We start from the raw sequence: 24,343 nt of genomic DNA, 5'->3' as shown, positions 1-24,343 counted from the left end.
CATAATCTGTTAAGGCTTCACCGATATAGTGTCGTCCACTTTATAGGTTCTTGTTTCCCTATAAAGGCTCCTATTTTCTTGAAGGGCGTTGCTCTATCCAGCTGAGCTACTGGGACATATGAGTTATTTAAGACAAGATTTATTATATTATCCTAATATCAAAAAGTCAACAGAATTTCGATTATTTTTTTAAAAAGAAAAAAGGGAGGGAGTTCTCCCTTTCTCATAGAGTAAATTCACACGCAAGCTCAGGAAGTTCCCTTCCATTCACTTCAAACACCGACATCTTGATGATTGCATCTTGCAAATCGAGTATAACATAGGTTTTTTCCAGACGTCCGCGCGGCAGGCGGATACTACCTGGATTTAAAAATAATGTACTGCCTATGACTTCCGCACCAAGGACATGGGAGTGTCCAAAGCAGACAATATTAGCATTTACTTCTTCTGCTTTGTATTTTAAATTCATCAATGAAGTTTTTACAGAATACCGATGTCCGTGTGTAATGAAGAACTTCCTGCCCGCTGCCTCGGCCATCGTCTCCATCGGATATCCTCCGCCGAAATCGCAATTCCCCATCACTATTAAATAACCGGATATCGCTTCATCAGTAGGTGTCAATTCCGAATCGCCACAATGAATCATTAAATCGACATCCTCAGAATGCCGTTCTCTTAACATATTGAGTTCCTTCGTCAATCCATGGCTATCACTAACAACTAAAACCTTGCTCATTACTGCCCCGCTTTTTCTAAAATAGAATCCAATACGACATCTAACTTCTTCAGAGCATTTGCACGGTGGCTAATTTTATTTTTCTCATCTGATGATAACTCTGCCATCGCAACACCCTTTTCAGGGACATAGAAAACCGGATCATAGCCAAAACCATTGGTGCCCCTTCTCTCCTCAAGAATGCGGCCTTCACAGGTGCCTGACACCGTCATTGGTTCTTGACCGGGAACGGCAACAGCTAATGCACAGTAGAATCGTGCGGATCGCTTCTCTTCAGGTAATCCCTTCAATTCTGACAAAACTTTATCTGTATTATTCTGATCATTTTTTGGCTCCCCAGCATAGCGCGCCGAATAAATTCCAGGTCTACCTTCAAGGGCATCCACCATCAAGCCTGAATCGTCACCGATTACCATTTTCCCAAGTGCTTGAGAGACAGCTTCAGCTTTTAAAATCGCATTTTCCTCAAAGGTCACGCCCGTTTCTTCTACCTCAGGAATTTCAGGATAGTCAAGCAAGGTTCGAACCACGATACCTCTTGCCGAGAAAATATGTTCAAATTCCCTTGCCTTTCCCGGATTTTTAGTAGCAATTATAACTTCTTTCATTTTTATCGCCCTCTTATTTTTTATATCTTTTTTTGGAAATTATTGTTTGTTCCTTCTATCTTCAATCTTTTTGATAATCTCTTCACCCAGTACCGCCTTTTGATGTTCAAATAGTTCCATCAATCCTTCTTGAGCAGCACCAAGCAGCCCCTGAAGCTGTTCATACGAGAATGTTGATTCCTCACCTGTTCCCTGTAGTTCAACAAATTCACCAGTTCCTGTCATTACTACATTCATATCGACCTGGGCCTTAGAATCCTCGGCATAGTTCAAATCAAGAACCGTTTGCTTATTTTGTAAGATTCCCACACTTGTGGCCGCTAAATAATCCGTAATCGGGAACTTTGCAAAGTTTTTTTTCTCTGCAAAAGCATTTAATGCTAGGGTCATCGCCACGAAAGCACCAGTGATCGAGGCTGTTCGTGTCCCGCCATCTGCCTGTATCACATCGCAGTCAATCCAAACGGTTTTTTCACCAAGAGCTCCTAAATCGACAATCGCTCTAAGGGCACGCCCAATTAATCTCTGAATCTCCATGGTCCGGCCTGAGACCTTCCCTTTGGATGATTCCCGAATATTTCTTGTTTCAGTTGCTCGTGGAAGCATCGAATACTCGGCAGTAATCCAGCCCTTGCCTTCCCCTCTCATAAAGTGAGGAACTCGATCTTCAATACTCGCCGCACAAATCACTTTCGTATTACCAACAGAAATAAGGACAGAACCTTCGGGGTGCATTAAATAATTGGGTTCAATATGTATGGGCCTTAATTGGAGCGGCTCTCTTCCATCTACACGCACAAATACTACCTCCTTCATATTTGTAAAGCCTTTTTACATGGTACCTGATTTTTACTTATATACCAAATAAAGAAGAGGTGGCATCCAAGCCGACCTCTTCATGGTCAATATATAGTATAACAAATATTTTTTTTTAATAACTACCTGTGTTGACTTTTTCTGGGCGAGTCACTGGTTCCGTTAATTTTTTACCAGCATCATTTTTGAGGTCTGCCTTACCTTTGACCTGAATGGCGACTTTTTCAACACCCTCTTGTTCCGTTAAGGAAAGGACGAGTGCATCTAGTAAATGCTGTGAAATTTCTTTTTCTTCAAAGCTGCCAAAGATATTCTCATTAAAGTTTAAAGTTACTTTTCCGTCCTCATACTTTGGAGCCTCTAGGAGCTTAACATCGGACATAAATTCAGAGACGAGTGTTGATTTTTCACTTGGTCCTTTTATCAGTTCATTGACGACCGCAGCATAAGGATCTTTCTCCGTGTTGCTAACCCTGCGTGTCACAGGTACATAATAATAGGAGCCCTCTTCACCGCCAATATAATAGACCGTCACCGGCTTGGTATTGGTGATATCACTAACATCGGATGTGTCGTAGTTGATACCTGTGGCTCTTGAAAGGTTTTCACTTATTGGTGTTCCATTAACAGGCATTTCAGTTAACTCATGACCGTTCATTTTCAGCTTAACAGTTTTCACATTATCAAACTGAGTTAGGGTCCAGGTGACCGATTGGAGAATCTTCATCTCATCTTCAGCTTGGTAATTCTTAAACTCTTTTGAAAAATTAACGGTGGCGACGCCAGCTTTATCAATATTCACAGACAGTTCCGTGTCCTCTGGGAGAACTGCCCGAAAATCATTTGGCAATTTGTCGGTGACAGGTCCATTAGCCACTAAATATTCAAGAGCTTGCTTAGCCACTGAGGTTGTTTTCGGCAGATCCAATGTTTGCGGGACAACATAGCCATCCTTATCAACTAGATAAAGCTCCGTTTTGACCATATTTTCTTGCTTAGCGGTTTCTTTGGTGGTCGCTTCCTTACTTGATGTATTCTCTGCGACCGTCGTACTCTTTGGTGGATCAATTTTCTTTTTTGTTTCGGACCCTAATAATCCACAACCTGACAGTAGAACTGTTGAAGTAAGCACAGTTGTTACAAGGATCTTCGCTTTATTTTTAGACATAATTATTTCCCCCCTAAGACAGTTTGTACTATCATGTATACGAGCCTTACGGAAAATTAGACCGACTTAAGAAAGAAAAATAGAACGATAATTTAAAAAAATATGGTGTCAGGCACCGCTCGTGGACATTTGTCCACGAACGGTGCCTGACACCATTTCTATAACACATCTTCTATATCACCAATTCTTTTTCAACATAAAAAAGAGCCGCTTATTTAAAATAGCAGCCCGATTTATAGTTTTATTTTTTGTACGTTGTTTATTGGGGTCCCAAGCCATTGTGAGGCGATTTTCGAGAATATCCGCCTTGAACCGGTTGTGATAAATTCATGTTCTGGTTCTTCCTCACACGTTTCAAGTAGCCCATTATACTGAAGGATTGCACTTATTTCTCGAGCCGTCTCATCACCTGAGCTAATTACGCTGACAGACTCACCCATAACGTTTTTTATGACAGGCTCAAGCAATGGGTAGTGGGTGCAGCCTAAAATTAAAGTATCAAGATTCTGATCCTGCATTGTCTTTAATGCCTCATCAACAACTCTTTCCACTATCGGCCCGGCAAATTCATTACTCTCTACAAGAGGAACAAACTTTGGACAGGCATGACTTTTTACAAACAGCCGGCTATTTAAAGATTTCAAAGCTCTTTCGTAGGCACCACTTTTCACAGTGCCTTCCGTACCAATAATCCCGACACGGTAGTTTTTTGTCTTCTTAATTGCCGCCCGTGCACCTGGATTAATTACACCTAAAACAGGAATAGACAATTCCTTTCGAATCTCGTCAAGTGCCGCTGCAGTTGCCGTATTACAGGCAATCACGAGCATTTTGATCTTCTTTTCTAATAAGAATGAGGTCATTTCCCAAGTAAACCTTTTCACTTCCCTCGTCGTTCTCGGACCATAGGGACAGCGTGCTGTATCTCCCAAATAGATAATTTTCTCATTTGGAAGTTGTCTGATTACCTCTTTGGCTACCGTCAATCCACCAACACCAGAATCAATAACACCAATTGCTTGTTTCAAACTTATCGCCTCTTTTAACGCATTTCCTGATGCAATTTCGTTAAACTCTTTTGAAGTAGCTGTATTTCTTCCGTGGAGAAATTGACCAACACTTCTTCTAAATAGCCTTGACGCTTTTTAATTACTTCATCGATGATTCGCATGCCCTCTTCAAGAAGATGAATTCTGACAACACGGCGATCATTCGGATTTTTCACCCGCTCGACGAGTAAACTTTTCTCCATCCGATCGACAAGGTCTGTTGTCGTACTGCATGCCAAATACATCTTATTAGAAAGTTCGCCAATTGTCATATCACCATCTTCAAACAACCATTGCAGTGCCACAAATTGTGGAGGAGTAATCGTATACGTACTTAGCATTTCTCTTCCTTTTTGTTTGATGATCCCAGAGATGTAGCGTAAATCCTTCTCAATATTTGCAACAATTTCAATATCCCCATTTGCTTTTTGTGAATTTTCGAGTTTCATCCGATAACACTCCTATAAAAAGCTTCTCTTCTCCTTGAGACTATATCTATTAAAAATGATTGTTCAAAGTTGTTAGTCTTAATGCTTGTACTTATTTTCTACTTTTTGCACAGAAAATTCAAGTTGAAACTATTAGAAATATATTAGTTTACCGCTGTTTAGAATATAATAAAGAGGGAATTTCAATAATAAACCAAAGGTGAGAAAAGAATGGACATCGTAATCAGCAAGTCAGCATTACAATGGTTTAAAAATGAAGTAGAGTTAAAAGCAGGCGATAAAGTAAAGTTTTATCCAAAAGTATATGGAAACAGCCCTGTGCAAGAAGGTTTTTCACTCGGCTTTACTGTGGATAATGAGCCCATCGATATCATAACTAAATTCGAAGCAGATGGCATGTGGTTTTATATTGAAGAAAGGGACTTGTGGTTTTTTAATGGCCATGATTTACACGTTGGCTACAATGAAGAAATAGATGAGGTTGAATATAGCTATACAAAGCATGATGAGTAAAAAACATGAACAAATAGGAAGGTTGGTGTTCAGCCTTCCTATTTTAGTCCGTTTTAAAACAACTCTCAATGTTATTGACCATTTTTTGCTAAACTGCTCCTTTTCTGTTTTGACTTTTCAATGATGTGCCCATTGATTGGCAAAATAACTTCGATAATAGTTCCTTTTTTATCACTCCAAAAATGAACGGTCCCATGGTGATTTTCAATAATTTGTTTAGAATTCATGATTCCTAGTCCAGTTCCACTTTCTTTTGTAGTAAAAAACGGCTCACCGATACGTTGTAACACATGTCTCGGCATTCCACACCCATTATCCTTAAACAGCATCTTTACTTGATTAAAACCATGCTTCTTAAGCTCAATAGTGACTTCCCCACCCCTTGGCATTGCTTCAATCGCATTTTTCAAAAAATTAATAACGACTTGTTTTAGCTGATTTTGATCGCAGTTAATGATTAAATTCCCGCATTCATTCATAAATGTAATTTCAACATTATTCATAATTGCTTGTGTATCAATCAGCGTTTTCACATCTTCAATCATTGTTTGCAAACGCACAGGTGCAAATTTAAGATCTTGAGGTTTTGCAAGTACCAATAATTCGCTTAGGATAAGTTCGATTCTATTGATTTCTGATTGGATAATATCAAAGTAAGATTTATGCTCATTTAATTTTGTTTCCATTAATTGAAGAAACCCTTTAATCGCTGTCAGTGGATTCCGCACTTCATGTGCAATCCCAGCGGCCAGCTGTCCAGCCATATTTAATTTCTCCGCATTTAATAATAGTGCCAGTGTTTTTTTTCGATCCGTTATATCCCTGATAATGATATGCCTTGCTGCCTGATTCTGAAATATCGTCGGAATCCCTTTTACTTCTGCCTCAAATACAGAGCCATCCAACCGTATCAGTTTGTATTCGAAAAAGTCTGTTGCATTCCCGCTCGTAACCATTTCGACCCGCTCCTTAATACCCTCATGATAATCAGCGTGGATGAGATCGACGACTTTCTTTTGTTGAATTTCTTCTTTGTTTATTGCTCCAAATAAACTTGCACCGGTTTCATTAATAAATAAAATGTCATCCCCACAAGCAATAATTACAGCATCAGGAGAATTTTCAACTAAATCTCGATAAGATTCTTCACGTTTTTCTAATTCTTCTACCATATCCGTGTGATTTAAATCATTATTTGCTGCCTTTATTGAACTGCTCATCTCTATTTATCTATTCCTTCCCTTATAAAATAAAAAGCCAAGATAGGAGTGGCCCATCTTGGCTTATGACTAGCTCAATTGAAATTGTCCAGCTCACTTCCGCCTCTATGCTGTTGGTGATAAGATCAGTACGATTACACTTTTATCACGATAAAAATCCCAATCCACAAAAATATCATTTACCTTCGTTTGCAGTATTGATTCAAAATTACCGCTGTTATGTAATAATCGTTTTTCAAGATTCCGTTTCGCTAACCTTAATGCTTCAAAGTTACCTAATCGAATTAACTCCTTCTCAATAGGAACGAGAATACCCTTTCGAATAACAACTAAAGTTCTTTCATTTAATAAATAGGAAAGAACTTCTTCTGGCGTTTTTTCCGCTTGAAGGCTAATTTTATTAATTTCTTGATGAAGGGCTTCTTTCCCATGAAACATATAGGTTTTATCATTTTCATTTTCGCTTTCAGCCGATGTAGCGCTAGAGCCAATACAAACAAATAAACCGCTTTTATTGTGTAATCCCCAGTCGTAATAAAATTCATTAACTTCCATACCTGTCAGAATTTTAATATAGGCTTTAAACTCAGGGATGAGTGTTTGCATCAACAGATCCCTTGTTGTTTGAATCATTATCTCCTGGTGTTGTCCCAACAGAACCATTTCTGAAGGTGACATGAAGTTCCGTAAATAAATAGTCATTACCGAATGATTATAAGAAACAAAGACCGACTCAGGACCTTTACCAAAGTTTTCACGGAGAGTTCTTCCAATATACCCTGCCAATTCGGTTTGAACTTGCTTATTTTCCAAAAAAAACATCCTTTTATGAGATAAAAGCATTATTTCCTTTATCCTAGGTTTATTTTATATGTCTATAACTAGATTATCAATTTATTTATGATTATTTATTCATAATTTCTTATCGAACTTTACTTATGTAATCAAAATTAAACCGGCCTCTAAAAAAGAAGCCGGTCATTTTTAAAGTTCTAGCTCTCCCATTCGAAGGAGCTCTACAACTGCTTGAGAACGCCCTTTGACACCAAGCTTTTGCATGGCATTTGAAATGTGATTCCGAACCGTTTTTTCGCTTATAAATAATTCACCAGCGATTTCTTTCGTTGTTTTGTCTTGTACTAATAACTCGAATACTTCTCTTTCTCGTTTGGTGAGTAACGGTTTATGATTATAAACATTCTCCTTCAAGTACTGTAACCCTCCTTGCCTTCGCCAGTTATGAACACGGGGTGGGTATATATTTAGTCAACATATCTTATGTGAACAGCACGAATGTAGTGACTAGAATTACAAACAGATGATTGTTTTTATTAAAAAAATCCATTTTAGTATCATCCCATATGTAAACCAATCACTGCTGAAAGAACAAATGCAATTATTCGCCTATAAACGACAAAAAACCTTCTTTTCCATAGTAGAAAAGAAGGTTTTTTAGCATCCGCATTACTATGCGTGGTCACTTCCAAAGAAGCTTCTAAATGCTTGAATGGTTGTATCGCGGTTCAATGCTGCAATCGAGGTAGTCAAAGGAATACCTTTCGGACATGATTGAACACAGTTTTGGGAGTTTCCGCAGCTTGCAAGGCCGCCTTCACCCATAATCGCCTCAAGACGTTCTGCCTTATTCATTGCACCAGTAGGATGTGCGTTGAAAAGACGAACCTGAGAAAGTGGCTGTGCACCAATAAAGTCTGATTTGCTGTTTACGTTCGGGCAAGCCTCAAGGCAAACACCACAGGTCATACATTTTGAAAGCTCATAAGCCCATTGACGCTTTGTTTCAGGCATACGTGGTCCAGGACCCAAATCATAGGTGCCATCGATTGGAATCCATGCTTTCACTTTCTTTAAGGCATCAAACATTCTGCTCCGGTCAACCTGTAAGTCACGGACGACTGGGAATGTTTTCATTGGGGCTAATCGAATCGGCTGCTCCAATTGGTCCACAAGTGCTGAACAGGCTTGACGAGGCTTTCCGTTGATGATCATGGAACATGCTCCGCATACTTCTTCAAGACAGTTCATATCCCAAGTAACCGGGCTAGAGGCTTGTCCTTTTGCGTTTAATGGGTTCTTACGGATTTCCATTAACGCCGAGATGACATTCATATTCGGACGATAAGGAATCTCAAATTCCTCCACGTAAGAAGTAGTATCTTCGTTATCCTGACGTGAAATAATAAATTTAACCATTTTAGTTTCAGACATTCTTCCTACTCCCCCTTAACTTTTAGCGTAATTGCGTTCACGTGGCTTAATTAATGAGACATCAACCTCTTCGTAATGGAAAGCCGGCGCTGATGAACTGTCAACAAATTTCGCCATTGTCGTTTTTAAGAATTCTTCATCATTACGTGTAGGGAAGTCAGGCTTATAATGAGCACCACGGCTCTCATTCCGGTTGTATGCACCAATTGTAATCACTCGAGCCAATTGCAGCATGTTTTGCAGTTGACGAGTAAAGGCAGCTCCTTGGTTGCTCCATTTGGATGTATCATTAATGTTAATATTTTGATAACGTTCTAAAAGTTCTTGTATCTTTTCATCTGTTTTTAACAGCCTGTCATTATGGCGAACAACGGTTACGTTATCCGTCATCCATTCCCCAAGCTCTTTATGAAGAATATAAGCATTTTCAGTTCCACTTAGAGACATAATTGAATTCCACTTATCTTCTTGTTCTTTGACATGACGGTCAAATACAGTAGAAGAAACGGCATCGGAACTCTTTTCTAAGCCTTTAATATATTTAACCACGTTAGGACCTACGACCATTCCGCCATAAATGGCTGAAAGTAAGGAATTGGCACCTAAACGGTTCGCACCATGTTGTGAATAATCACACTCACCTGCTGCAAATAGACCAGGAATGCTTGTCATTTGGTCATAATCCACCCATAGTCCACCCATTGAATAGTGAACAGCAGGGAAGATTTTCATTGGAACTTTACGCGGGTCATCACCCATGAATTTTTCGTAAATTTCAATAATACCACCAAGCTTAACATCTAATTCATGTGGATCTTTATGAGAAAGATCAAGGTAGACCATGTTCTCGCCATTGATTCCGAGTTTTTGATTTACACATACATCGAAAATCTCACGTGTTGCAATATCACGTGGGACAAGGTTTCCATAGGCAGGATATTTTTCTTCTAGGAAGTACCAAGGCTTTCCATCTTTATATGTCCAAACGCGTCCACCTTCACCACGAGCAGATTCACTCATTAAGCGAAGTTTATCATCGCCAGGAATGGCAGTCGGGTGGATTTGAATCATTTCTCCATTCGCATAATAAGCGCCCTGCTGGTAAACGATTGATGCAGCAGAACCTGTATTAATAACTGAGTTAGTTGATTTTCCAAAAATAATACCAGGGCCTCCTGTAGCCATGATTACGGCATCGCCTGAGAAGGATTTAATTTCCATTGTTTTTAAGTTTTGAGCAACGATTCCACGACATACACCATCGTCATCAACCACAGAGCCTAGGAATTCCCAGCCTTCATATTTCGTTACCAAACCTGCCACTTCTTCGCGGCGAACTTGTTCATCTAATGCATAAAGCAGCTGTTGACCAGTGGTTGCTCCAGCAAATGCAGTACGGTGATGCTGTGTTCCGCCAAAGCGGCGGAAATCAAGTAATCCTTCAGGAGTACGGTTAAACATAACTCCCATACGGTCCATTAAATGAATAATTCCAGGTGCTGCATCACACATGGCTTTTACTGGCGGCTGGTTAGCCAAGAAATCTCCACCATAAACAGTGTCATCAAAGTGAATCCATGTGGAATCGCCTTCACCTTTTGTATTTACTGCTCCATTAATGCCGCCCTGGGCACAAACAGAGTGAGAGCGTTTAACAGGCACTAAAGAAAATAATTCTACGGGTGTTCCTGTTTCTGCAACCTTTATCGTTGCCATTAAGCCAGCTAAACCACCGCCGACTACAATAACCTTACCTTTACTCATTCGTGACTCACTCCCTTAATCCAAAATCCACTATTTTTACGATCCATAATTAATTTGTTAGACAAAAGCTAATAATGTCGTTACCCCAACATAGGATAGAGCCAAGAAAATAACGATTGTCACGTATGTAGAAATAACTTGAGAGCGAGGCGATACAGTGATGCCCCAGCTAACAAAGAATGACCACAATCCATTTGCAAAGTGGAAAATAGCTGAAATAATACCAACCACATAAAATGCAAACATGAATGGGGATGAAAGAATATCTTGCATCATTTGGAAGTTTACTTCATTCCCAAAGGCTGCGGCTATCCGTGTTTCCCATACATGCCAAGCGATAAAGATTAGTGTGATCACACCTGACACACGTTGAAGCAAAAACATCCAGTTTCTAAAAAATCCATATTGGCTTGCATTGTTTTTGGCTGTAAAAGCAATATACAGCCCGTAGATTGCATGAAATAAAATTGGTAAATAAATAATTACAGTTTCTAGGACATAGCGAAAAGGAAGATTTCCCATAAAGTTTGCTGCTTTATTAAAGGACTCTACCCCAACTGTCGCATAGTGGTTCACCACCAGATGCTGCATTACGAAGATCCCGATTGGAATAACTCCTAGCAGCGAATGCAATCTCCGATAAACAAACTCTCGATTACCCGCCATAAATTTACCCCCCTATAATGTTTAAAAAAAATGATGTTCAGTTTCTATTAATTTAATCCCCTTATTAGGAAACCTTGCATCACTGTGACAATAATGTGACATGTCCATTTTACTCCCATCTAGAAAGAGCGTCAAGAAAACGGATACACAATTCTCGCATAAATAATAAAATTTTTAAAATATATTGAAATTATAATAGACTGGTTATTCTTACTAATTTCACTGGCTTTATATTAAAAATATACAACTAATTACCAAAAAATAACGGTTGTTATATCTTCCAAATCGGGAATTATAATTATCATAGAAAATATGGTTAGATATTGCAAAATAACAAAAAAAACGATTGAAATTGAGCCGTTTTATCTAGAAAAACTGTACTGACACTTAATAAAAAGTGTATATAATAGAATGATAGAAAGAGGGGAAGCTTGTGAAAGATAGTACAGTTATTGTTGATACGATAAATACGGATGAACCAAGAACCATATCCATTTTCGGATATGAATTAATTAGGGAAATTCTTTTACCTGAGATTTTAGGAAAAGATACACCTGAAATTTTATATTGGGCCGGAAAACGCCTCGCTCGTAAATTTCCGTTAACAGATATTGCTCAAATTATTGATTTTTTCACAAAAGCCTCTTGGGGGCAGCTTGAAATAAAAAAAGAAAGTAAAACAGAGATCCAATTTGAACTTTTCAGTCCACTGATTGTCTCGCGTGTAAAATCAAAAGCTGAGTACTTTTTCCAACTCGAGGCTGGGTTTATCGCCCAACAAATCGAATTCCAAAAAGAAGCCAATGCTGAAACCTTTGAACACCCTGTAAAAAAATCAAATATCGTCCTTTTCACCGTCAAATGGGAAAAAAACTAAAAAACATGGTGTCAGGCACCGTTCGGGTGCCTGACACCATGTTTTTTATTGAAGTGCAAGTCCAAATGCTTCGTGCAAAGCTTCTACAGCTTTTAGCATATGTTTTTCCTCTACAACGGCTGATACTTTGATTTCAGAAGTGCTAACCATTTTGATTTGGATATTGTTAGCAGCGAGTACCTCAAACATTTTTGCTGCTACTCCAGGGTTGGAAACCATGCCAGAGCCGACAATCGATACCTTGGCTAATTTATTTTCTGCATCAATCTGCTCATAACCAAGCTCTGTTTTATTGTCTTCTAGTACCTTCAATGTCTCAAGTAAATCATTCGTATGGATGGAGAACGACAAATTAGCCGTATCACCTTCAGTTGTACTTTGGATAATAATATCAACATTCAGATGATTTTCGGCTAGTGTAGTAAAAATAGTCGATAGACTTGTTAATGAATTGGCCAAGCCTAATACTGTTACTTTTGTTATTTCATCTTCAAATGCGACACCGCGGACTACTAAGTTTTGTTCCATTGCTGCTTCCTCCTCAATAACTGTTCCTTCTATTTTCTCCATGCTTGAGCGAACCTCAAGTCGAACTTGATAGTTTTTCGCAAATTCCACGGCTCGTGGATGAAGCACACCGGCGCCTAAATTAGCTAACTCTAGCATTTCATCATACGATACTGATAATAATTTACGCGCGTTCTTGATATACCTTGGGTCAGTTGTAAATACCCCGGTAACATCAGTATAAATATCACATTTATCTGCCTTTAGGGCCGCCGCTAATGCCACGGCTGTCGTATCAGAACCACCACGGCCAAGGGTCGTAATTTCACCATCTTCCGTGATTCCCTGAAAACCAGCCACAATGACCACCTTGCCAGCTTCAAGCTGTGTTTCAATGGCAGCAGTTTTTAAATTTGAGATGCGAGCATTTCCATGAACTGGTTCTGTGATAATTCCCGCCTGCCAGCCTGTAAAGGAAACAGCATCAAGTCCTTGCTGATTCAAGGCCATCGATAGCAACGAAATAGTTACCTGCTCTCCTGTTGATAACAGCATGTCCATTTCCCGCTTATTCGGCTGTGCAGAAATTTCCTTTGCTAATCCGACAAGTGTATCTGTCGATTTGCCCATTGCAGAAACGACAACGACCACATTGTTGCCGCGATCTGTCTCCTCTTTTACACAGGATGCTACATTTAATATCCTTTCTACGTTAGCAACGGAGGTTCCCCCGAATTTTTGTACAATAATCCCCATGATTGTTTTCTCCTTCTTTCTAATACCTCGAAAAATAATGATAGTTGTTTGAAGCTTCCGCTTTTCAAATAAAAAAAGCAATGAGAGGGCATCTCATTGCTTAAGAAAACGAAAAAAAAATTCTCGCACCTACAATGTAAGATAGCTCTCCAAGACATTAGTCTTGACAATCCAGCATTTATTCAATACGGGACCAGCAAAGAAAGTTATGAGACCTTCCCTACTTCGGCGAACATCCCCTTTCATGATTCTTCTCAGAAGCTCATCCTTCTCAGAACCATTACTCTTGAAGCTCGCACCTCTACCTTCACTTTAATACGTAAAAGTGATAGTAAATTAAATTTTCACTTATTATAGCATGTCCTTTTTTTTCTGACAATCACTAGGATTGAAGTTTTTTGATCAATTCTTCGGCAACATTGATTGGAATTCCGATTTTTGTGAATTCCTCCATACTAGCCTCTTTCATTTTTTTCACAGAGCCAAACTGCTTGAGTAATAACTTTTTCCGTTTTTCACCGATTCCAGGTATATCATCGAGCAAGGATTGAAAAGCCGTTTTTCCACGAAGCTGGCGATGAAAGGTAATCGCAAAGCGATGGACTTCATCTTGAATTCTTTGCAGTAAATAAAACTCTTGACTGTTACGGCCTAGTGGAACAATTCCTAATGGATTGCCATATAGCAATTGTGAGGTACGGTGTTTCTCGTCCTTCACAAGTCCCGACAGCGGGATATCTAAGCCTAATTCATTTTCCAAAACATCTCTGACTGCTTCAACATGGCCTTTTCCGCCATCGATGATGATTAAATCAGGAAGGGGGAGCTCTTCTTTTAAGGCACGTGAATATCTTCTCCTCGTTACTTCCCGCATCGATTCATAATCATCCGGCCCTTGAACGGTTTTGATTTTGTATTTACGGTATTCCCGATGATTCGCCTTGCCATCAATGAAAACCACCATCGCTGATACAGGGTCAGTCCCTTGGATATTAGAATTATCAAAGGATTCAATCCGGTGCGGGGTATAAATTCCAAGTAATTCGCCTAGGTTCTCGACAGCCTTAATCGTTCGATCCTCATCCTTCTCAATTAAAGAAAACTTTTCATTTAAAGCTATTTTTGCATTTTTAATTGCTAATTGAACGATATCCTTTTTTTGTCCCCGTTGCGGCTGGAGCACCTTAACTTCTAAAAGTTGTTCTGCCAAACTCAAGTCGACTTCATCCTGAATGAGAATTTCCTTCGGCTTAAAGTGGTTGGCTTTCGTATAAAATTGCCCGAGGAACGTTAAGATTTCCTCCTCCGGCTCGTTATAGATAGGGAACATCGAAACATCTCGCTCGATTAGTTTTCCTTGGCGGACAAAAAAGACTTGTACACACATCCAGCCCTTATCAACAGCATAACCAAACACATCACGATCCGTAAAATCGGTCATCGTAATTTTCTGCTTTTCCATGATGGTTTCGATATGAATGATTTTATCGCGGAACTCTTTCGCTCGTTCGAAGTCCAATTCTTCAGAGGCAGCCGACATTTTTGCCTGAAGCTCCTTTTTTATTTCCTTATAACCGCCATTTAAAAAGCGGGTAATTTCATCTGTTATTTGTTTATACTGTTCTTCGTGAATTTCATTTACACATGGTGCCAGGCACTGCCCTAAATGGTAGTACAAACAGACACGATCCGGCAGGGTTGAGCATTTACGGAGCGGATAAATCCGGTCAAGCAGCTTTTTGGTTTCATTGGCCGCGGTCACATTGGGGTACGGACCAAAGTATTTTCCCTTATCCTTTTTTACTTTTCTCGTAATGATGAGTTTCGGATGCTTTTCAGCCGTCAGCTTAATAAACGGATAGGTTTTATCATCCTTCAACATGATATTGTACTTTGGATCGTACTTTTTAATTAGATTTAGTTCGAGTAAGAGTGCTTCAATATTCGAGGAGGTTACGATATATTCAAAGTCCTCAATTTCATTGACCAGTCGTAACGTCTTCCCATCGTGCGACCCCGTAAAATAGGACCGGACACGATTCTTTAATACTTTGGCCTTCCCCACATAAATAATCGTTCCCTGACGGTCTTTCATTAAGTAGCAGCCAGGCTGGTCCGGCAGCAGCGTCAGTTTTTGCTTAATTATTTCATTCATTCCGGCCACTCCACTCCCGTCATTATTGTTTATCTTATAAAATTTTAAAGGAAACTGCGCATAAATGAAAGAGGGAGTCTCTTGGAAAAAAATAAAAAACCTTAGTTGGGTGGTTTCCCAAGCTAAGGTTTTTTCGTTATGCTTACACGTGTTTTTCTAAAACACTTGCTAATGCATCTTTTGGTTGGAAGCCGACAACTTTATCAACGACTTCGCCATTTTTCATTACTAATAATGTTGGAATACTCATAACTCCGAAATTAGCAGCAGTTTGCGGGTTATCATCCACATCTAATTTAGTAATTTTTACTTTATCGCCCATTTCTGAATCTAGTTCTTCAAGAACTGGAGCGATCATTTTACAAGGTCCGCACCATGGTGCCCAGAAATCTACAAGTACAAGGCCTGAACCTGTTTCAGCCGAAAAGTTTTGATCTGTTAAGTGTGAAATTGCCATTTATATTGCCCTCCTAATGATTACTGAATTCCTACCGAAAGTATAACATCGTTTGAATAATCAAGCTATTAAATTGCTTCATCGATCATTTTTCCCCGTTAGGCCCCTAAGTATCCATAAAAATAAAGCGAGCGGAGTCCTTTCCGCTCGCCCTTATTATTATGAGTGTACTTTGAGCTTTTTAAACTCTTCCGTTAGTAACGGAACAACTTCAAACAAGTCACCGACGATTCCGTAATCGGCTACTTTGAAGATGTTAGCTTCTGGGTCTTTATTGATAGCAACAATTACTTTGGAATTAGACATTCCTGCTAAGTGTTGAATGGCTCCAGAAATACCACAGGCGATGTAAAGATCTGGTGTGACGACCTTACCAGTCTGACCAATTTGTAAAGAGTAATCGCAATAGTCGGCATCACAGGCACCACGTGAAGCACCTACCGCTCCGCCAAGGACATTGGCAAGTTCTTTAAGCGGCTCAAATCCATCCGCACTCTTCACACCGCGCCCTCCAGATATAACAACTTTCGCTTCACTAAGGTCAACGCCTTCGCTTGCTTTTCTGACTACTTCTTTAATAATGGCACGCAGGTCTTTAATTTCAACTGAAAGGTTTGAAACCTCTCCAGTTCTGCTTTCATCTTTTTGCAATGGAGCAATATTATTTGGACGGACCGTTGCAAAAATTAAGCCTTCGGTCACAATTTTCTTTTCAAATGCTTTCCCAGAGTAAATTGGTCTAGTAAACACAACATTCCCACCCGCAACTTCAACGGCTGTCGCATCGGAAATTAAACCTGATGCTAATTTCCCAGCAATTCTAGGTGAGAGGTCTTTGCCCAGTGAGGTATGACCTAAAACTAAGCCTTCTGGTTTTTCTTGGTCAATCACGGCTAAAAGTGCTTGTGCGTACCCATCTGAAGTATAAAGATTTAACTTTTCATCTTCAACCGCCACGACGCGGTCTGCACCATTTTGGATTAATTCCGCCCCTAAAGCGCTTACAGAAGCACCAACTAAAACACCAACCACTTCTCCGCCCTCAGCAACCGTTTTTGCTGCTGCAATTGCTTCGAAAGATACATTACGTAATGAACCGTCACGAACTTCTCCTAATACTAATACTTTTCTTGACATTCCATATACCTCCTGAGAACAATTTTTGTAAAAAAAACGATTAAATTACTTTTGCTTCGCTATGAAGAAGATGAACAAGTTCCTTTACTTGATCATTCAAATCGCCAGCTAAAACTCTTCCTGCTTCTTTTTTAGGAGGCAAATAGATTTCAATTGTTTTAGTTTTTGCTTCCACATCGTCCTCTTCAAGATCAAGGTCGTCTAATTCTAATTCCTCAAGCGGCTTCTTCTTTGCTTTCATGATTCCAGGTAAGGAAGGATAGCGAGGTTCGTTCAGACCTTGCTGTGCTGTTACTAATAGAGGAAGACTTGTTTCAATGACTTCGGAATCGCCTTCAACGTCACGCGTAACCGTTACATTTGTTCCATCAATTTCTAGCTTCGTAATGGTTGTTACATAAGGAATGTTCAAAAGTTCAGCGACACGTGGTCCAACTTGACCTGTTCCGCCATCAATCGCGACATTTCCGCCAATGATCAAATCTGCATCTTTATCCTTTAAATATTCAGCAAGGATTTTTGCTGTGGTGTATTGATCCCCGTCCTCAACATCGTCTTCTGTGTTGATAAGGACAGCTTTGTCAGCACCCATCGCAAGTGCAGTACGTAATTGCTTTTCAGATTCTTCACTTCCAACAGAAATGACCGTTACTTCTCCACCCTTAGCATCGCGGACTTGAATAGCTTCTTCAATCGCATATTCATCATAAGGATTGATGATAAATTCGGCACCATCCTCATTGATTTTTCCACCGCGAATTGAAATTTTCTCTTCGGTATCAAAGGTTCTTTTCATTAATACGTAAATTTTCATGGTTTCCCTCCTAATATTTCCGAGCATTCGCTCAGTTTGAAAGATTGAGAAAACTTTTAAGAAAAAAATTTTTTATTTAACCTCCACTGCAAAAAATGCAGAGTAAAGCTTATTCCCCTTTAAAATGTGGTTCTCTTTTTTCAATAAAGGCTTGGATGCCTTCCTTGCCGTCGTTCGAGACAAATACCTTACCAAATAGCTCTGATTCTTTTTTTGAACCTTCATAGAACTCTTCTGTTTTTGCATAGTTTAGTAGTTCGATGGCGGCTTTAATCGAACCTGAACTTTTCTTTGCGATTTTTCCTGCGAGCTTATAAGCCTGTTCCAATACCTCATCTTCTGAATAGGCATGATTAGCTAACCCATATTGGACAGCTTCCGCGCCTGTAATTGGCTCAGAAGTGAACAGCATTTCAGCAGCTCTTGCAACACCCACATATTTGGGCAGACGTTGAGTACCAGCAAATCCAGGAATTAACCCGAGTTGCAGCTCTGGAAGTCCAAGTTTGGCATTTTCACTAACTAAGCGAATGTGACAAGCCATCGCAAGTTCAAGACCACCGCCGAGCGCCGCACCATGAATTGCTGCAATAATCGGCTTCGGATATTTCTCCATCCGGTCAAATAGATCTTGCCCAAACTTTCCAAGGTTTGAAAATCCTTCTGAAGTAGAAACGGTTGTAAATTCTTTAATGTCAGCACCTGCAGAGAAGAATCTCCCTTCTCCGTGAATGACGATTACTCTAATTTCACGGTTTGGTTCGATTTCATCAAGCACTGCCGACAATTCCCTTAAAAGACCTGAAGAAAGGGCATTTGCCGGCGGACGAGCAATTGTAATCGTCGCAATATGGTTTTGATACGACCATTTTAAATATTCCAAACTAACTCCCCCCTATTGTAACATCTACCGGCTACCGCAGCCATTGATTAAAAGGCGATGGACTGGGGACGCCAGTGCAAGCAGATCATACTTTTCCTCGTTCATTACCCATGATGTCACGGTTTCATCAATTGTTCCGAATATCATTTGCCGGGCCAGACGAACATCGAGGTCGACGGAAAACTCTCCTGTTTCTATGCCTTCAATAACTATCTTATCGATTACCTGTAGATAACCTTTTAGAACATCATTAATTCGAAGTCGCAATTCCTTATTCGATTGCCTTAACTCGAGTTGTGTCACGATGGCCATATGATGGTCTTTTGAGAGCATACTGAAATGAGCTTCTATCATCTTTAATAACTTCTCCGCCGCCGTCCCTTTTCCTGCTATCATTGTATCTATTTTTTCAATAAAACTTCCCATTTTTTCTTCAAAGAGAGAGATAAGGATATCTTCTTTGTTTTTAAAATAAAGATAAATGGTCCCATCCGCCACGCCGGCCTGTTTGGCAATCTTTGATACCTGCGCTTGATGGTATCCATTTTCAGCGATGACAACCACTGCTGCATCAATAATTTGCATGTATTTTGGTTTACTTTTCTTCAACTATATCCCTCCTCCTGAGCGAAAAGGTTCGTTTTAGTTAATCCAATTATAAAGAAAAATATGAATGAATAGTCATTCATATTTTAATAATAGAGATTAACTGTATATCTGTCAAGATATACTATATACCATCTTCTGCTTTCGAACAAAGGGACAGGCTTAATCTGTCAAAAAAAAGAGGGCGCTATCATCCGTAATTTATGCGTGTTTTTGATTTTCTTCTTCTATTTTTTGTTTTTCTTCTTCCACCAGCATCCTCCTTAAAATTTTTCCAATCGCCGTTTTAGGCAGCTCTTTCCTAAATTCATATATTCTTGGAACTTTATAGGCAGCAAGATATTTTCTTGAAAAGTGGTTCATTTCCTCTTCGGTTACGGATGACCCTTCTTTTAAGACAATATAGGCTTTTACCGTTTCCCCACGATATGGATCCGGTATTCCTGCTGCTACCGCCTCGAGAACATCTGGGTGTTCATATAATACTTCCTCAATCTCTCTAGGATAAATATTGTAACCTCCTGCAATGATCATATCCTTCTTGCGGTCTACCACATAAAAGTATCCTTGTTCATCCATATAGCCCAGGTCTCCCGTATACAGCCAACCATCCTGTAATACTTCCTTTGTATCTTCTGGACGATTCCAATATCCCTTCATGATTTGCGGTCCTTTGATGGCAAATTCGCCAATTTCCTTTACCGGGACAGGTTCTCCGGTTTCCATCGATACAATCTTTACTTCTGTATCAGGCCAGGGGACACCAATACTGCCCTTCATCCTTGGTACATCCCATAGAAAGTTCGCATGTGTAACGGGCGAGGCTTCCGTTAATCCATACCCTTCAACAAGTTTCCCTCCCGATATTGCCTCAAACTGCTCCTGTACTTCAATTGGCAGTGCTGCTGAACCGCTGATACAAGAATGAATCGACGATAAATCATATTTTTTTAAATCAGGATAATTTAATATTCCTATATAAATTGTCGGCGCCCCGGGAAACAGTGTCGGGCGTTGTTTTTGAATGGTCTTCAATGTTGTCTCGACATCGAATTTAGGTAATAATATCATTTTGTTAGCTTGCATCACCGACAAAATGAGTACGGTTGTCATGCCATAAACATGAAAGAACGGGATGACCCCTAGAACCGATTCTTTTCCTGGTTTACATTTGTACAGCCATGCCTGACACATCTTTGTATTCGCTATTAAATTTTTATGTGTGAGCATAACCCCTTTTGGAAAGCCCGTGGTTCCTCCGGTATATTGAAGAAGCGCCACATCTTCAGCCGGGTTAAAATCATAAATCTTTAGTTTTTGAGACTTCATTTTTATAATTTCCGAAAGTAAATGCGTATTTCCTTTGTGCTGTACATTCACGACAATTCCATATTGTTTTTTCTGGATGTAGGGATAAATTAGATTTTTAGGAAATGGCAAGTAGTTCTTGATAGCGGTTACAATCATATGCTGCAAGTCTGTTTGCGGCATCACTTTTGATACGCGTGGGTAGAGGATGTCGAGTGTGATGATAGCCTTTGCGCCTGAATCTTTCATTTGGTATTCAAGTTCACGTTCCGTATATAACGGGTTGGTTTGAACAACAATACCGCCTGCCATTAATATCGCAAAATAACTAATTACAGCCTGAGGTGTGTTTGGAAGCATAATGGCGACCCGGTCACCTTTTGAGATACCTAGAGTCCCTTGCAAATAACCGGCAAAATTCATTACTTCTTCGTAGAGTTTCTTGTATGTGATTTCTTTCCCCATAAAGTGAATGGCAACCTTTTCCGGATATTGATGGGCAGAATTCACTAAGTATTGCTGTACTGGCTCCGAGGAGTATTCCAGTGTGACAGGAATTTCTTTTGGATACAGTGCTTGCCACGGTTTTGAATCATACATAAGATCCCCCTTTTCTATGTGGATAATTATAAAAATTCAAACTTCTCTTCTATTATAGTACAGTACTATACATTAAACAATTGAGGATACTACAAAAAAAATCACCGCTGAAAGGCTTCAGCAATGATTTTTATTTAAGCAAAAAACAACATATAAATTAAGCCGATTAGTAAAAACAAGCCGCATAATCCAAGTAGTACTTTAGCTAATGTCTCCACTTTTTTCTTCTCCCCTTACGTAATCCCCGCTCCAATGACAATCGATAAGCCAATCGAAATAACCAACGAAAGAAAACCAACGGCACGGTTATCATTTTGGATTTCTTCGTCAATTTTAAATTTTGGGGTTAGAAATTCAAAGATAAAATAACCAACTAATAATAAGAAAAAGCCATAAATCCCCCAGCCAACCATGGACAGGAGCGAATTGTTCTGTTCAATCGTATAGCGAAAGATATTAGCGACACCCAAAATTTTCCCTCCGGTTGCCATCGCCACTGCCATATTACCTTTCTTTATTTCTTCCCAATTTTTATATTTGGTCACCATTTCAAAAATAGCTAAAAAGACAACCAAGCATAGAATCACTACGCTATAATAAGCAGCAATTTGTATATATTCGTTCTCCCAAAACTGGTCCATTGTCAAAACTCCTCGGACATTATTTAAACTCAACGATGGTTACACCTGATCCGCCTTCCCCGGCTTCCCCAAAGCGAATCTTTTTAACTTGACGATGGTTTTTTAAGTATTCCTGCACGCCTTGTCTTAAAACACCGGTACCTTTACCATGGATAATCGAGACCCGCGGATAACTGGACAGCAGGGCATCATCAATATACTTTTCCACCTTAAGAAGGGCATCTTCATACCTTTCTCCACGCAGGTCTAACTCCATTTTTACAATAGAATCTCGGCCTTTTACAATCGCCATCGGTTTGGTTTCGACTTGTTTTGGGGTGCTCATATATTCGAGATCTTTTTCTTTCACTTTCATTTTGAGAATTCCGATTTGAACCTGCCATTCATTCGATGAAACTTTTACAACCAACGTACCCTTTTGATCGAAGGTAAGGACCTTCACCTCTTCACCAGGGGTAAACGTATGTTTTTTAACTTTCTTGTTCGCGAGCGCAGCTGATTTTGGGATTTCCGGAGCTGCCCCTTCTAACCGCCTTTTGGCATCAATTAATTCATGCTCTTTAATTTCTGCATGCTTCTCTGTTCGCATTTTGCGAAGGTCACGGATGACCTTGTCGGCCTCGCTTTTTGCCTCTTCAACAATTTCCCCGGCCTTTTCGGCCGCTTTTTCAAGCATCGAATCCTTCTTCTCGTAAAATTCCATTAGTTGTTTTTGCAAGTCTTGATGAAGATTTTCCGCAGATTTTAAATAATCACGGGCTTCTTCCTGTTCTTTTTCGGCAAGCCGTTTACTTTCTTCTAACGAGGCAATCATCTTATCGATTTGGTTCGTATCTTCACTCACATGTGATCGTGCGGCCTGAATGACTCGCTCATTTAAGCCAAGTCGTTTGGAAATTTCAAAGGCATTACTCCGTCCCGGTACACCTAACAACAATCTATAGGTTGGGCTTAATGTCTCCACATTGAACTCAACACTTGCATTCAATACACCTTCACGGTTATATCCGTAGGCCTTTAATTCAGGGTAGTGGGTTGTAGCAATCACCCTTGCCCCCCGCTTGTGAACCTCATCCAAAATAGAAATCGCTAAGGCGGCACCTTCCTGTGGATCGGTTCCAGCACCAAGTTCGTCAAATAATACAAGGCTATTAAAATCAACTCGATTTAAGATTTCAACGATATTAACCATATGGGATGAAAAGGTACTTAAACTTTGTTCAATCGACTGTTCATCGCCTATATCAGCATACACCGCATCAAAGACGGCTAGTTCCGAGCCATCATAGGCAGGAACCTGCAAGCCTGCCTGGGCCATTAATGTACACAACCCAAGTGTTTTTAAGGTAACCGTTTTACCGCCCGTATTCGGACCTGTAATCACAATCGTTGTAAAGTCTTGCCCCAGCATAATATCGTTGGCAACCACTTCATCAATCGGAATGAGCGGATGTCTTGCCTTAAATAAAGCAATTCTTCCCTCATTATTCATGATTGGCATCGATGCTTTGATTCGTTTTCCATATCTTGCTTTAGCAAAAATAAAGTCCAAATTAGCGAGAACTTCCACGATTACTTTGAGTTCGCTCTCGTGCTCGGCTGTTTCAGCGGATAGCTCGGAAAGAATTCTATCGATTTCCAGTTGTTCCTTGACACGAATATCCTGCAGTTGATTGTTTAATTGGACAATCACTTGTGGTTCGATAAACAGGGTTTGTCCGGATGCGCTTTGGTCATGAATGATTCCACCGTAGTGACCACGATATTCTTGTTTAACAGGGATTACAAAGCGGTCATTACGAATCGTGACAATCGCGTCGGAAAGCATTTTGCTGGCATTGGATGACCGAATCATACTTTCTAGTTTTTCACGAACCCGTGACTCATTGGACCGAAGCTGATGCCTTAATGAACGCAGCAGATCACTTGCGCTGTCTAGCACCTCGCCGCCCTCATCAATGGCTTGTTTGATTGCTTGCTCAAGATTTGTTAAGGGAATAATCCGCCCTGCTTGTTCAGACAAAATTGGAATTTCTGTTCTCTCATCAGCAAAATCACCGATAAACCGCTTCATTTGCCGGCTTGCATGGATGGTACTAGCAATTTGGACGAGTTCATGCGAACTTAGCACTCCACCTATAACAGAGCGTTTGATGTGTGCGCGGATATCATGGACACCTGAGATTGGGACATTCCCTTTCACACGAAACACCGTTGCAGCCTCATCTGTTTCTGCTTGAAGTTTGACTACTTCTTCAAAATCAGTTGAGGGCACTAGTTCAGTTATTTTTTTCCTACCAAGTGACGAGGCAGCATGTTCTAACAGTTGCTCTTTTACTTTCGTGAATTCTAATACCTTTAAAGCTTTTTCTTGCATGGAGATA

Annotated in this window: 24 protein-coding genes and 1 riboswitch; of the genes, 2 read left to right on the top strand and 22 right to left on the bottom strand. The window is 39.9% G+C overall.

Annotated features, from left to right (window positions below; translation table 11 throughout):
- Positions 1 to 223: 223 nt before the first annotated feature.
- The 6 genes from RCG22_RS21635 to RCG22_RS21610 all read right to left on the bottom strand — a co-directional run bounded on the left by RCG22_RS21635 (position 224) and on the right by RCG22_RS21610 (position 4,826).
- The gene (locus tag RCG22_RS21635) at positions 224 to 736 is read right to left on the bottom strand and encodes a metallophosphoesterase family protein (RefSeq protein ID WP_308104652.1); all 513 of its coding nucleotides are present in this window, start codon (positions 734 to 736) and stop codon (positions 224 to 226) included.
- Positions 736 to 1,344 carry an XTP/dITP diphosphatase gene (locus RCG22_RS21630; RefSeq protein WP_308104651.1) on the bottom strand — a complete coding sequence of 203 codons (609 nt, stop codon included), beginning with the start codon at positions 1,342 to 1,344 and terminating at the stop codon, positions 736 to 738. Before RCG22_RS21630 ends, RCG22_RS21635 begins: the two co-directional genes overlap by 1 nt.
- A 39-nt stretch (positions 1,345 to 1,383) precedes the next feature.
- Complete coding sequence (rph, locus tag RCG22_RS21625; RefSeq protein WP_308104650.1) at positions 1,384 to 2,142, bottom strand: ribonuclease PH; 759 nt, start codon at positions 2,140 to 2,142, stop codon at positions 1,384 to 1,386.
- Between the two features lie 133 nt (positions 2,143 to 2,275).
- The gene (locus tag RCG22_RS21620; RefSeq protein ID WP_098259708.1) at positions 2,276 to 3,328 is read right to left on the bottom strand and encodes a GerMN domain-containing protein; all 1,053 of its coding nucleotides are present in this window, start codon (positions 3,326 to 3,328) and stop codon (positions 2,276 to 2,278) included.
- Between the two features lie 233 nt (positions 3,329 to 3,561).
- Positions 3,562 to 4,356 (bottom strand): glutamate racemase, encoded by a 795-nt coding sequence (gene racE / locus RCG22_RS21615; RefSeq protein ID WP_098259709.1) that lies wholly within the window; start codon positions 4,354 to 4,356, stop codon positions 3,562 to 3,564.
- Between the two features lie 14 nt (positions 4,357 to 4,370).
- Entirely contained in the window at positions 4,371 to 4,826 is a 456-nt protein-coding gene (locus tag RCG22_RS21610; RefSeq protein WP_308104648.1) for a MarR family winged helix-turn-helix transcriptional regulator, read from the bottom strand.
- 210 nt (positions 4,827 to 5,036) lie between these two features.
- On the opposite strand from RCG22_RS21610, the gene RCG22_RS21605 reads away from it, so the two are divergent.
- Positions 5,037 to 5,339 (top strand): HesB/YadR/YfhF family protein, encoded by a 303-nt coding sequence (locus tag RCG22_RS21605; RefSeq protein WP_308104647.1) that lies wholly within the window; start codon positions 5,037 to 5,039, stop codon positions 5,337 to 5,339.
- Positions 5,340 to 5,410: 71 nt separating this feature from the next.
- On the opposite strand, the gene RCG22_RS21600 is transcribed toward RCG22_RS21605, so the two are convergent.
- The 6 genes from RCG22_RS21600 to RCG22_RS21575 form a co-directional block, all read right to left on the bottom strand.
- On the bottom strand, positions 5,411 to 6,559 hold the full coding sequence (locus tag RCG22_RS21600; RefSeq protein WP_308104646.1) for an ATP-binding protein: 1,149 nt from the start codon (positions 6,557 to 6,559) through the stop codon (positions 5,411 to 5,413).
- 105 nt (positions 6,560 to 6,664) lie between these two features.
- Complete coding sequence (locus RCG22_RS21595) at positions 6,665 to 7,381, bottom strand: Na-translocating system protein MpsC family protein (RefSeq protein WP_308104645.1); 717 nt, start codon at positions 7,379 to 7,381, stop codon at positions 6,665 to 6,667.
- A 162-nt stretch (positions 7,382 to 7,543) separates the two neighbouring features.
- Complete coding sequence (gerE, locus tag RCG22_RS21590) at positions 7,544 to 7,768, bottom strand: spore germination transcription factor GerE (RefSeq protein ID WP_026563391.1); 225 nt, start codon at positions 7,766 to 7,768, stop codon at positions 7,544 to 7,546.
- 258 nt (positions 7,769 to 8,026) lie between these two features.
- Positions 8,027 to 8,788, bottom strand: a complete 762-nt coding sequence (gene sdhB, locus RCG22_RS21585) for a succinate dehydrogenase iron-sulfur subunit (protein WP_308104644.1) — start codon at positions 8,786 to 8,788, stop codon at positions 8,027 to 8,029.
- A 15-nt stretch (positions 8,789 to 8,803) separates the two neighbouring features.
- On the bottom strand, positions 8,804 to 10,552 hold the full coding sequence (sdhA, locus tag RCG22_RS21580; protein WP_098259714.1) for a succinate dehydrogenase flavoprotein subunit: 1,749 nt from the start codon (positions 10,550 to 10,552) through the stop codon (positions 8,804 to 8,806).
- A 57-nt stretch (positions 10,553 to 10,609) separates the two neighbouring features.
- Positions 10,610 to 11,218, bottom strand: coding sequence for a succinate dehydrogenase cytochrome b558 subunit (locus RCG22_RS21575; RefSeq protein ID WP_098259715.1), 609 nt, complete (start codon positions 11,216 to 11,218; stop codon positions 10,610 to 10,612).
- A 433-nt stretch (positions 11,219 to 11,651) separates the two neighbouring features.
- Here RCG22_RS21575 and RCG22_RS21570 point away from each other — a divergent pair, with 433 nt between their 5' ends.
- A complete protein-coding gene (locus tag RCG22_RS21570) occupies positions 11,652 to 12,095 on the top strand; it encodes a YslB family protein (protein WP_308104642.1) in 444 nt (147 codons plus the stop codon).
- Positions 12,096 to 12,140: 45 nt separating this feature from the next.
- Here RCG22_RS21570 and RCG22_RS21565 read toward each other — a convergent pair whose 3' ends face one another.
- The 10 genes from RCG22_RS21565 to RCG22_RS21520 form a co-directional block, all read right to left on the bottom strand.
- Positions 12,141 to 13,358: an aspartate kinase gene (locus tag RCG22_RS21565; protein ID WP_308104641.1), complete on the bottom strand. Its 1,218-nt coding sequence runs from the start codon at positions 13,356 to 13,358 to the stop codon at positions 12,141 to 12,143.
- 134 nt (positions 13,359 to 13,492) lie between these two features.
- A riboswitch (Lysine riboswitch) is annotated at positions 13,493 to 13,670 on the bottom strand.
- A 70-nt stretch (positions 13,671 to 13,740) separates the two neighbouring features.
- Positions 13,741 to 15,513, bottom strand: coding sequence for an excinuclease ABC subunit UvrC (gene uvrC, locus RCG22_RS21560; protein WP_308104640.1), 1,773 nt, complete (start codon positions 15,511 to 15,513; stop codon positions 13,741 to 13,743).
- A 142-nt stretch (positions 15,514 to 15,655) separates the two neighbouring features.
- The gene (trxA, locus tag RCG22_RS21555) at positions 15,656 to 15,970 is read right to left on the bottom strand and encodes a thioredoxin (RefSeq protein ID WP_066258015.1); all 315 of its coding nucleotides are present in this window, start codon (positions 15,968 to 15,970) and stop codon (positions 15,656 to 15,658) included.
- A gap of 159 nt (positions 15,971 to 16,129) precedes the next feature.
- Entirely contained in the window at positions 16,130 to 17,107 is a 978-nt protein-coding gene (locus RCG22_RS21550; RefSeq protein ID WP_308104639.1) for an electron transfer flavoprotein subunit alpha/FixB family protein, read from the bottom strand.
- A 40-nt stretch (positions 17,108 to 17,147) separates the two neighbouring features.
- Positions 17,148 to 17,921 carry an electron transfer flavoprotein subunit beta/FixA family protein gene (locus RCG22_RS21545; protein ID WP_308104638.1) on the bottom strand — a complete coding sequence of 258 codons (774 nt, stop codon included), beginning with the start codon at positions 17,919 to 17,921 and terminating at the stop codon, positions 17,148 to 17,150.
- 109 nt (positions 17,922 to 18,030) lie between these two features.
- Positions 18,031 to 18,804: an enoyl-CoA hydratase gene (locus tag RCG22_RS21540; RefSeq protein ID WP_308104637.1), complete on the bottom strand. Its 774-nt coding sequence runs from the start codon at positions 18,802 to 18,804 to the stop codon at positions 18,031 to 18,033.
- 24 nt (positions 18,805 to 18,828) lie between these two features.
- Complete coding sequence (fadR, locus tag RCG22_RS21535; protein WP_098259722.1) at positions 18,829 to 19,413, bottom strand: fatty acid metabolism transcriptional regulator FadR; 585 nt, start codon at positions 19,411 to 19,413, stop codon at positions 18,829 to 18,831.
- 198 nt (positions 19,414 to 19,611) lie between these two features.
- Positions 19,612 to 21,318 carry an AMP-binding protein gene (locus RCG22_RS21530; protein WP_308104636.1) on the bottom strand — a complete coding sequence of 569 codons (1,707 nt, stop codon included), beginning with the start codon at positions 21,316 to 21,318 and terminating at the stop codon, positions 19,612 to 19,614.
- 233 nt (positions 21,319 to 21,551) lie between these two features.
- Positions 21,552 to 21,959 carry a DUF350 domain-containing protein gene (locus RCG22_RS21525; protein WP_308104635.1) on the bottom strand — a complete coding sequence of 136 codons (408 nt, stop codon included), beginning with the start codon at positions 21,957 to 21,959 and terminating at the stop codon, positions 21,552 to 21,554.
- A gap of 19 nt (positions 21,960 to 21,978) precedes the next feature.
- Positions 21,979 to 24,336 carry an endonuclease MutS2 gene (locus RCG22_RS21520; protein ID WP_308104634.1) on the bottom strand — a complete coding sequence of 786 codons (2,358 nt, stop codon included), beginning with the start codon at positions 24,334 to 24,336 and terminating at the stop codon, positions 21,979 to 21,981.
- Positions 24,337 to 24,343: the final 7 nt, after the last annotated feature.

The sequence above is a fragment of the Neobacillus nitrireducens genome (genome assembly GCF_030915405.1).
Taxonomy (GTDB): domain Bacteria; phylum Bacillota; class Bacilli; order Bacillales; family Cytobacillaceae; genus Neobacillus.
This window is presented reverse-complemented; position numbering and strand designations above follow the sequence as displayed.

What these genes read in the sequence shown, in the direction of transcription:
- RCG22_RS21635 (WP_308104652.1), bottom strand. Translation starts at nt 736, where the DNA reads ATGAGCAAGGTTTTAGTTGTTAGTGATAGCCATGGATTGACGAAGGAA.
- RCG22_RS21630 (WP_308104651.1), bottom strand. Translation starts at nt 1,344, where the DNA reads ATGAAAGAAGTTATAATTGCTACTAAAAATCCGGGAAAGGCAAGGGAA.
- RCG22_RS21620 (WP_098259708.1), bottom strand. Translation starts at nt 3,328, where the DNA reads ATGTCTAAAAATAAAGCGAAGATCCTTGTAACAACTGTGCTTACTTCA.
- RCG22_RS21610 (WP_308104648.1), bottom strand. Translation starts at nt 4,826, where the DNA reads ATGAAACTCGAAAATTCACAAAAAGCAAATGGGGATATTGAAATTGTT.
- RCG22_RS21605 (WP_308104647.1), top strand. Translation starts at nt 5,037, where the DNA reads ATGGACATCGTAATCAGCAAGTCAGCATTACAATGGTTTAAAAATGAA.
- RCG22_RS21600 (WP_308104646.1), bottom strand. Translation starts at nt 6,559, where the DNA reads ATGAGCAGTTCAATAAAGGCAGCAAATAATGATTTAAATCACACGGAT.
- RCG22_RS21595 (WP_308104645.1), bottom strand. Translation starts at nt 7,381, where the DNA reads ATGTTTTTTTTGGAAAATAAGCAAGTTCAAACCGAATTGGCAGGGTAT.
- sdhB (WP_308104644.1), bottom strand. Translation starts at nt 8,788, where the DNA reads ATGTCTGAAACTAAAATGGTTAAATTTATTATTTCACGTCAGGATAAC.
- sdhA (WP_098259714.1), bottom strand. Translation starts at nt 10,552, where the DNA reads ATGAGTAAAGGTAAGGTTATTGTAGTCGGCGGTGGTTTAGCTGGCTTA.
- RCG22_RS21575 (WP_098259715.1), bottom strand. Translation starts at nt 11,218, where the DNA reads ATGGCGGGTAATCGAGAGTTTGTTTATCGGAGATTGCATTCGCTGCTA.
- RCG22_RS21565 (WP_308104641.1), bottom strand. Translation starts at nt 13,358, where the DNA reads ATGGGGATTATTGTACAAAAATTCGGGGGAACCTCCGTTGCTAACGTA.
- uvrC (WP_308104640.1), bottom strand. Translation starts at nt 15,513, where the DNA reads ATGAATGAAATAATTAAGCAAAAACTGACGCTGCTGCCGGACCAGCCT.
- trxA (WP_066258015.1), bottom strand. Translation starts at nt 15,970, where the DNA reads ATGGCAATTTCACACTTAACAGATCAAAACTTTTCGGCTGAAACAGGT.
- RCG22_RS21550 (WP_308104639.1), bottom strand. Translation starts at nt 17,107, where the DNA reads ATGTCAAGAAAAGTATTAGTATTAGGAGAAGTTCGTGACGGTTCATTA.
- RCG22_RS21545 (WP_308104638.1), bottom strand. Translation starts at nt 17,921, where the DNA reads ATGAAAATTTACGTATTAATGAAAAGAACCTTTGATACCGAAGAGAAA.
- RCG22_RS21530 (WP_308104636.1), bottom strand. Translation starts at nt 21,318, where the DNA reads ATGTATGATTCAAAACCGTGGCAAGCACTGTATCCAAAAGAAATTCCT.
- RCG22_RS21525 (WP_308104635.1), bottom strand. Translation starts at nt 21,959, where the DNA reads ATGGACCAGTTTTGGGAGAACGAATATATACAAATTGCTGCTTATTAT.
- RCG22_RS21520 (WP_308104634.1), bottom strand. Translation starts at nt 24,336, where the DNA reads ATGCAAGAAAAAGCTTTAAAGGTATTAGAATTCACGAAAGTAAAAGAG.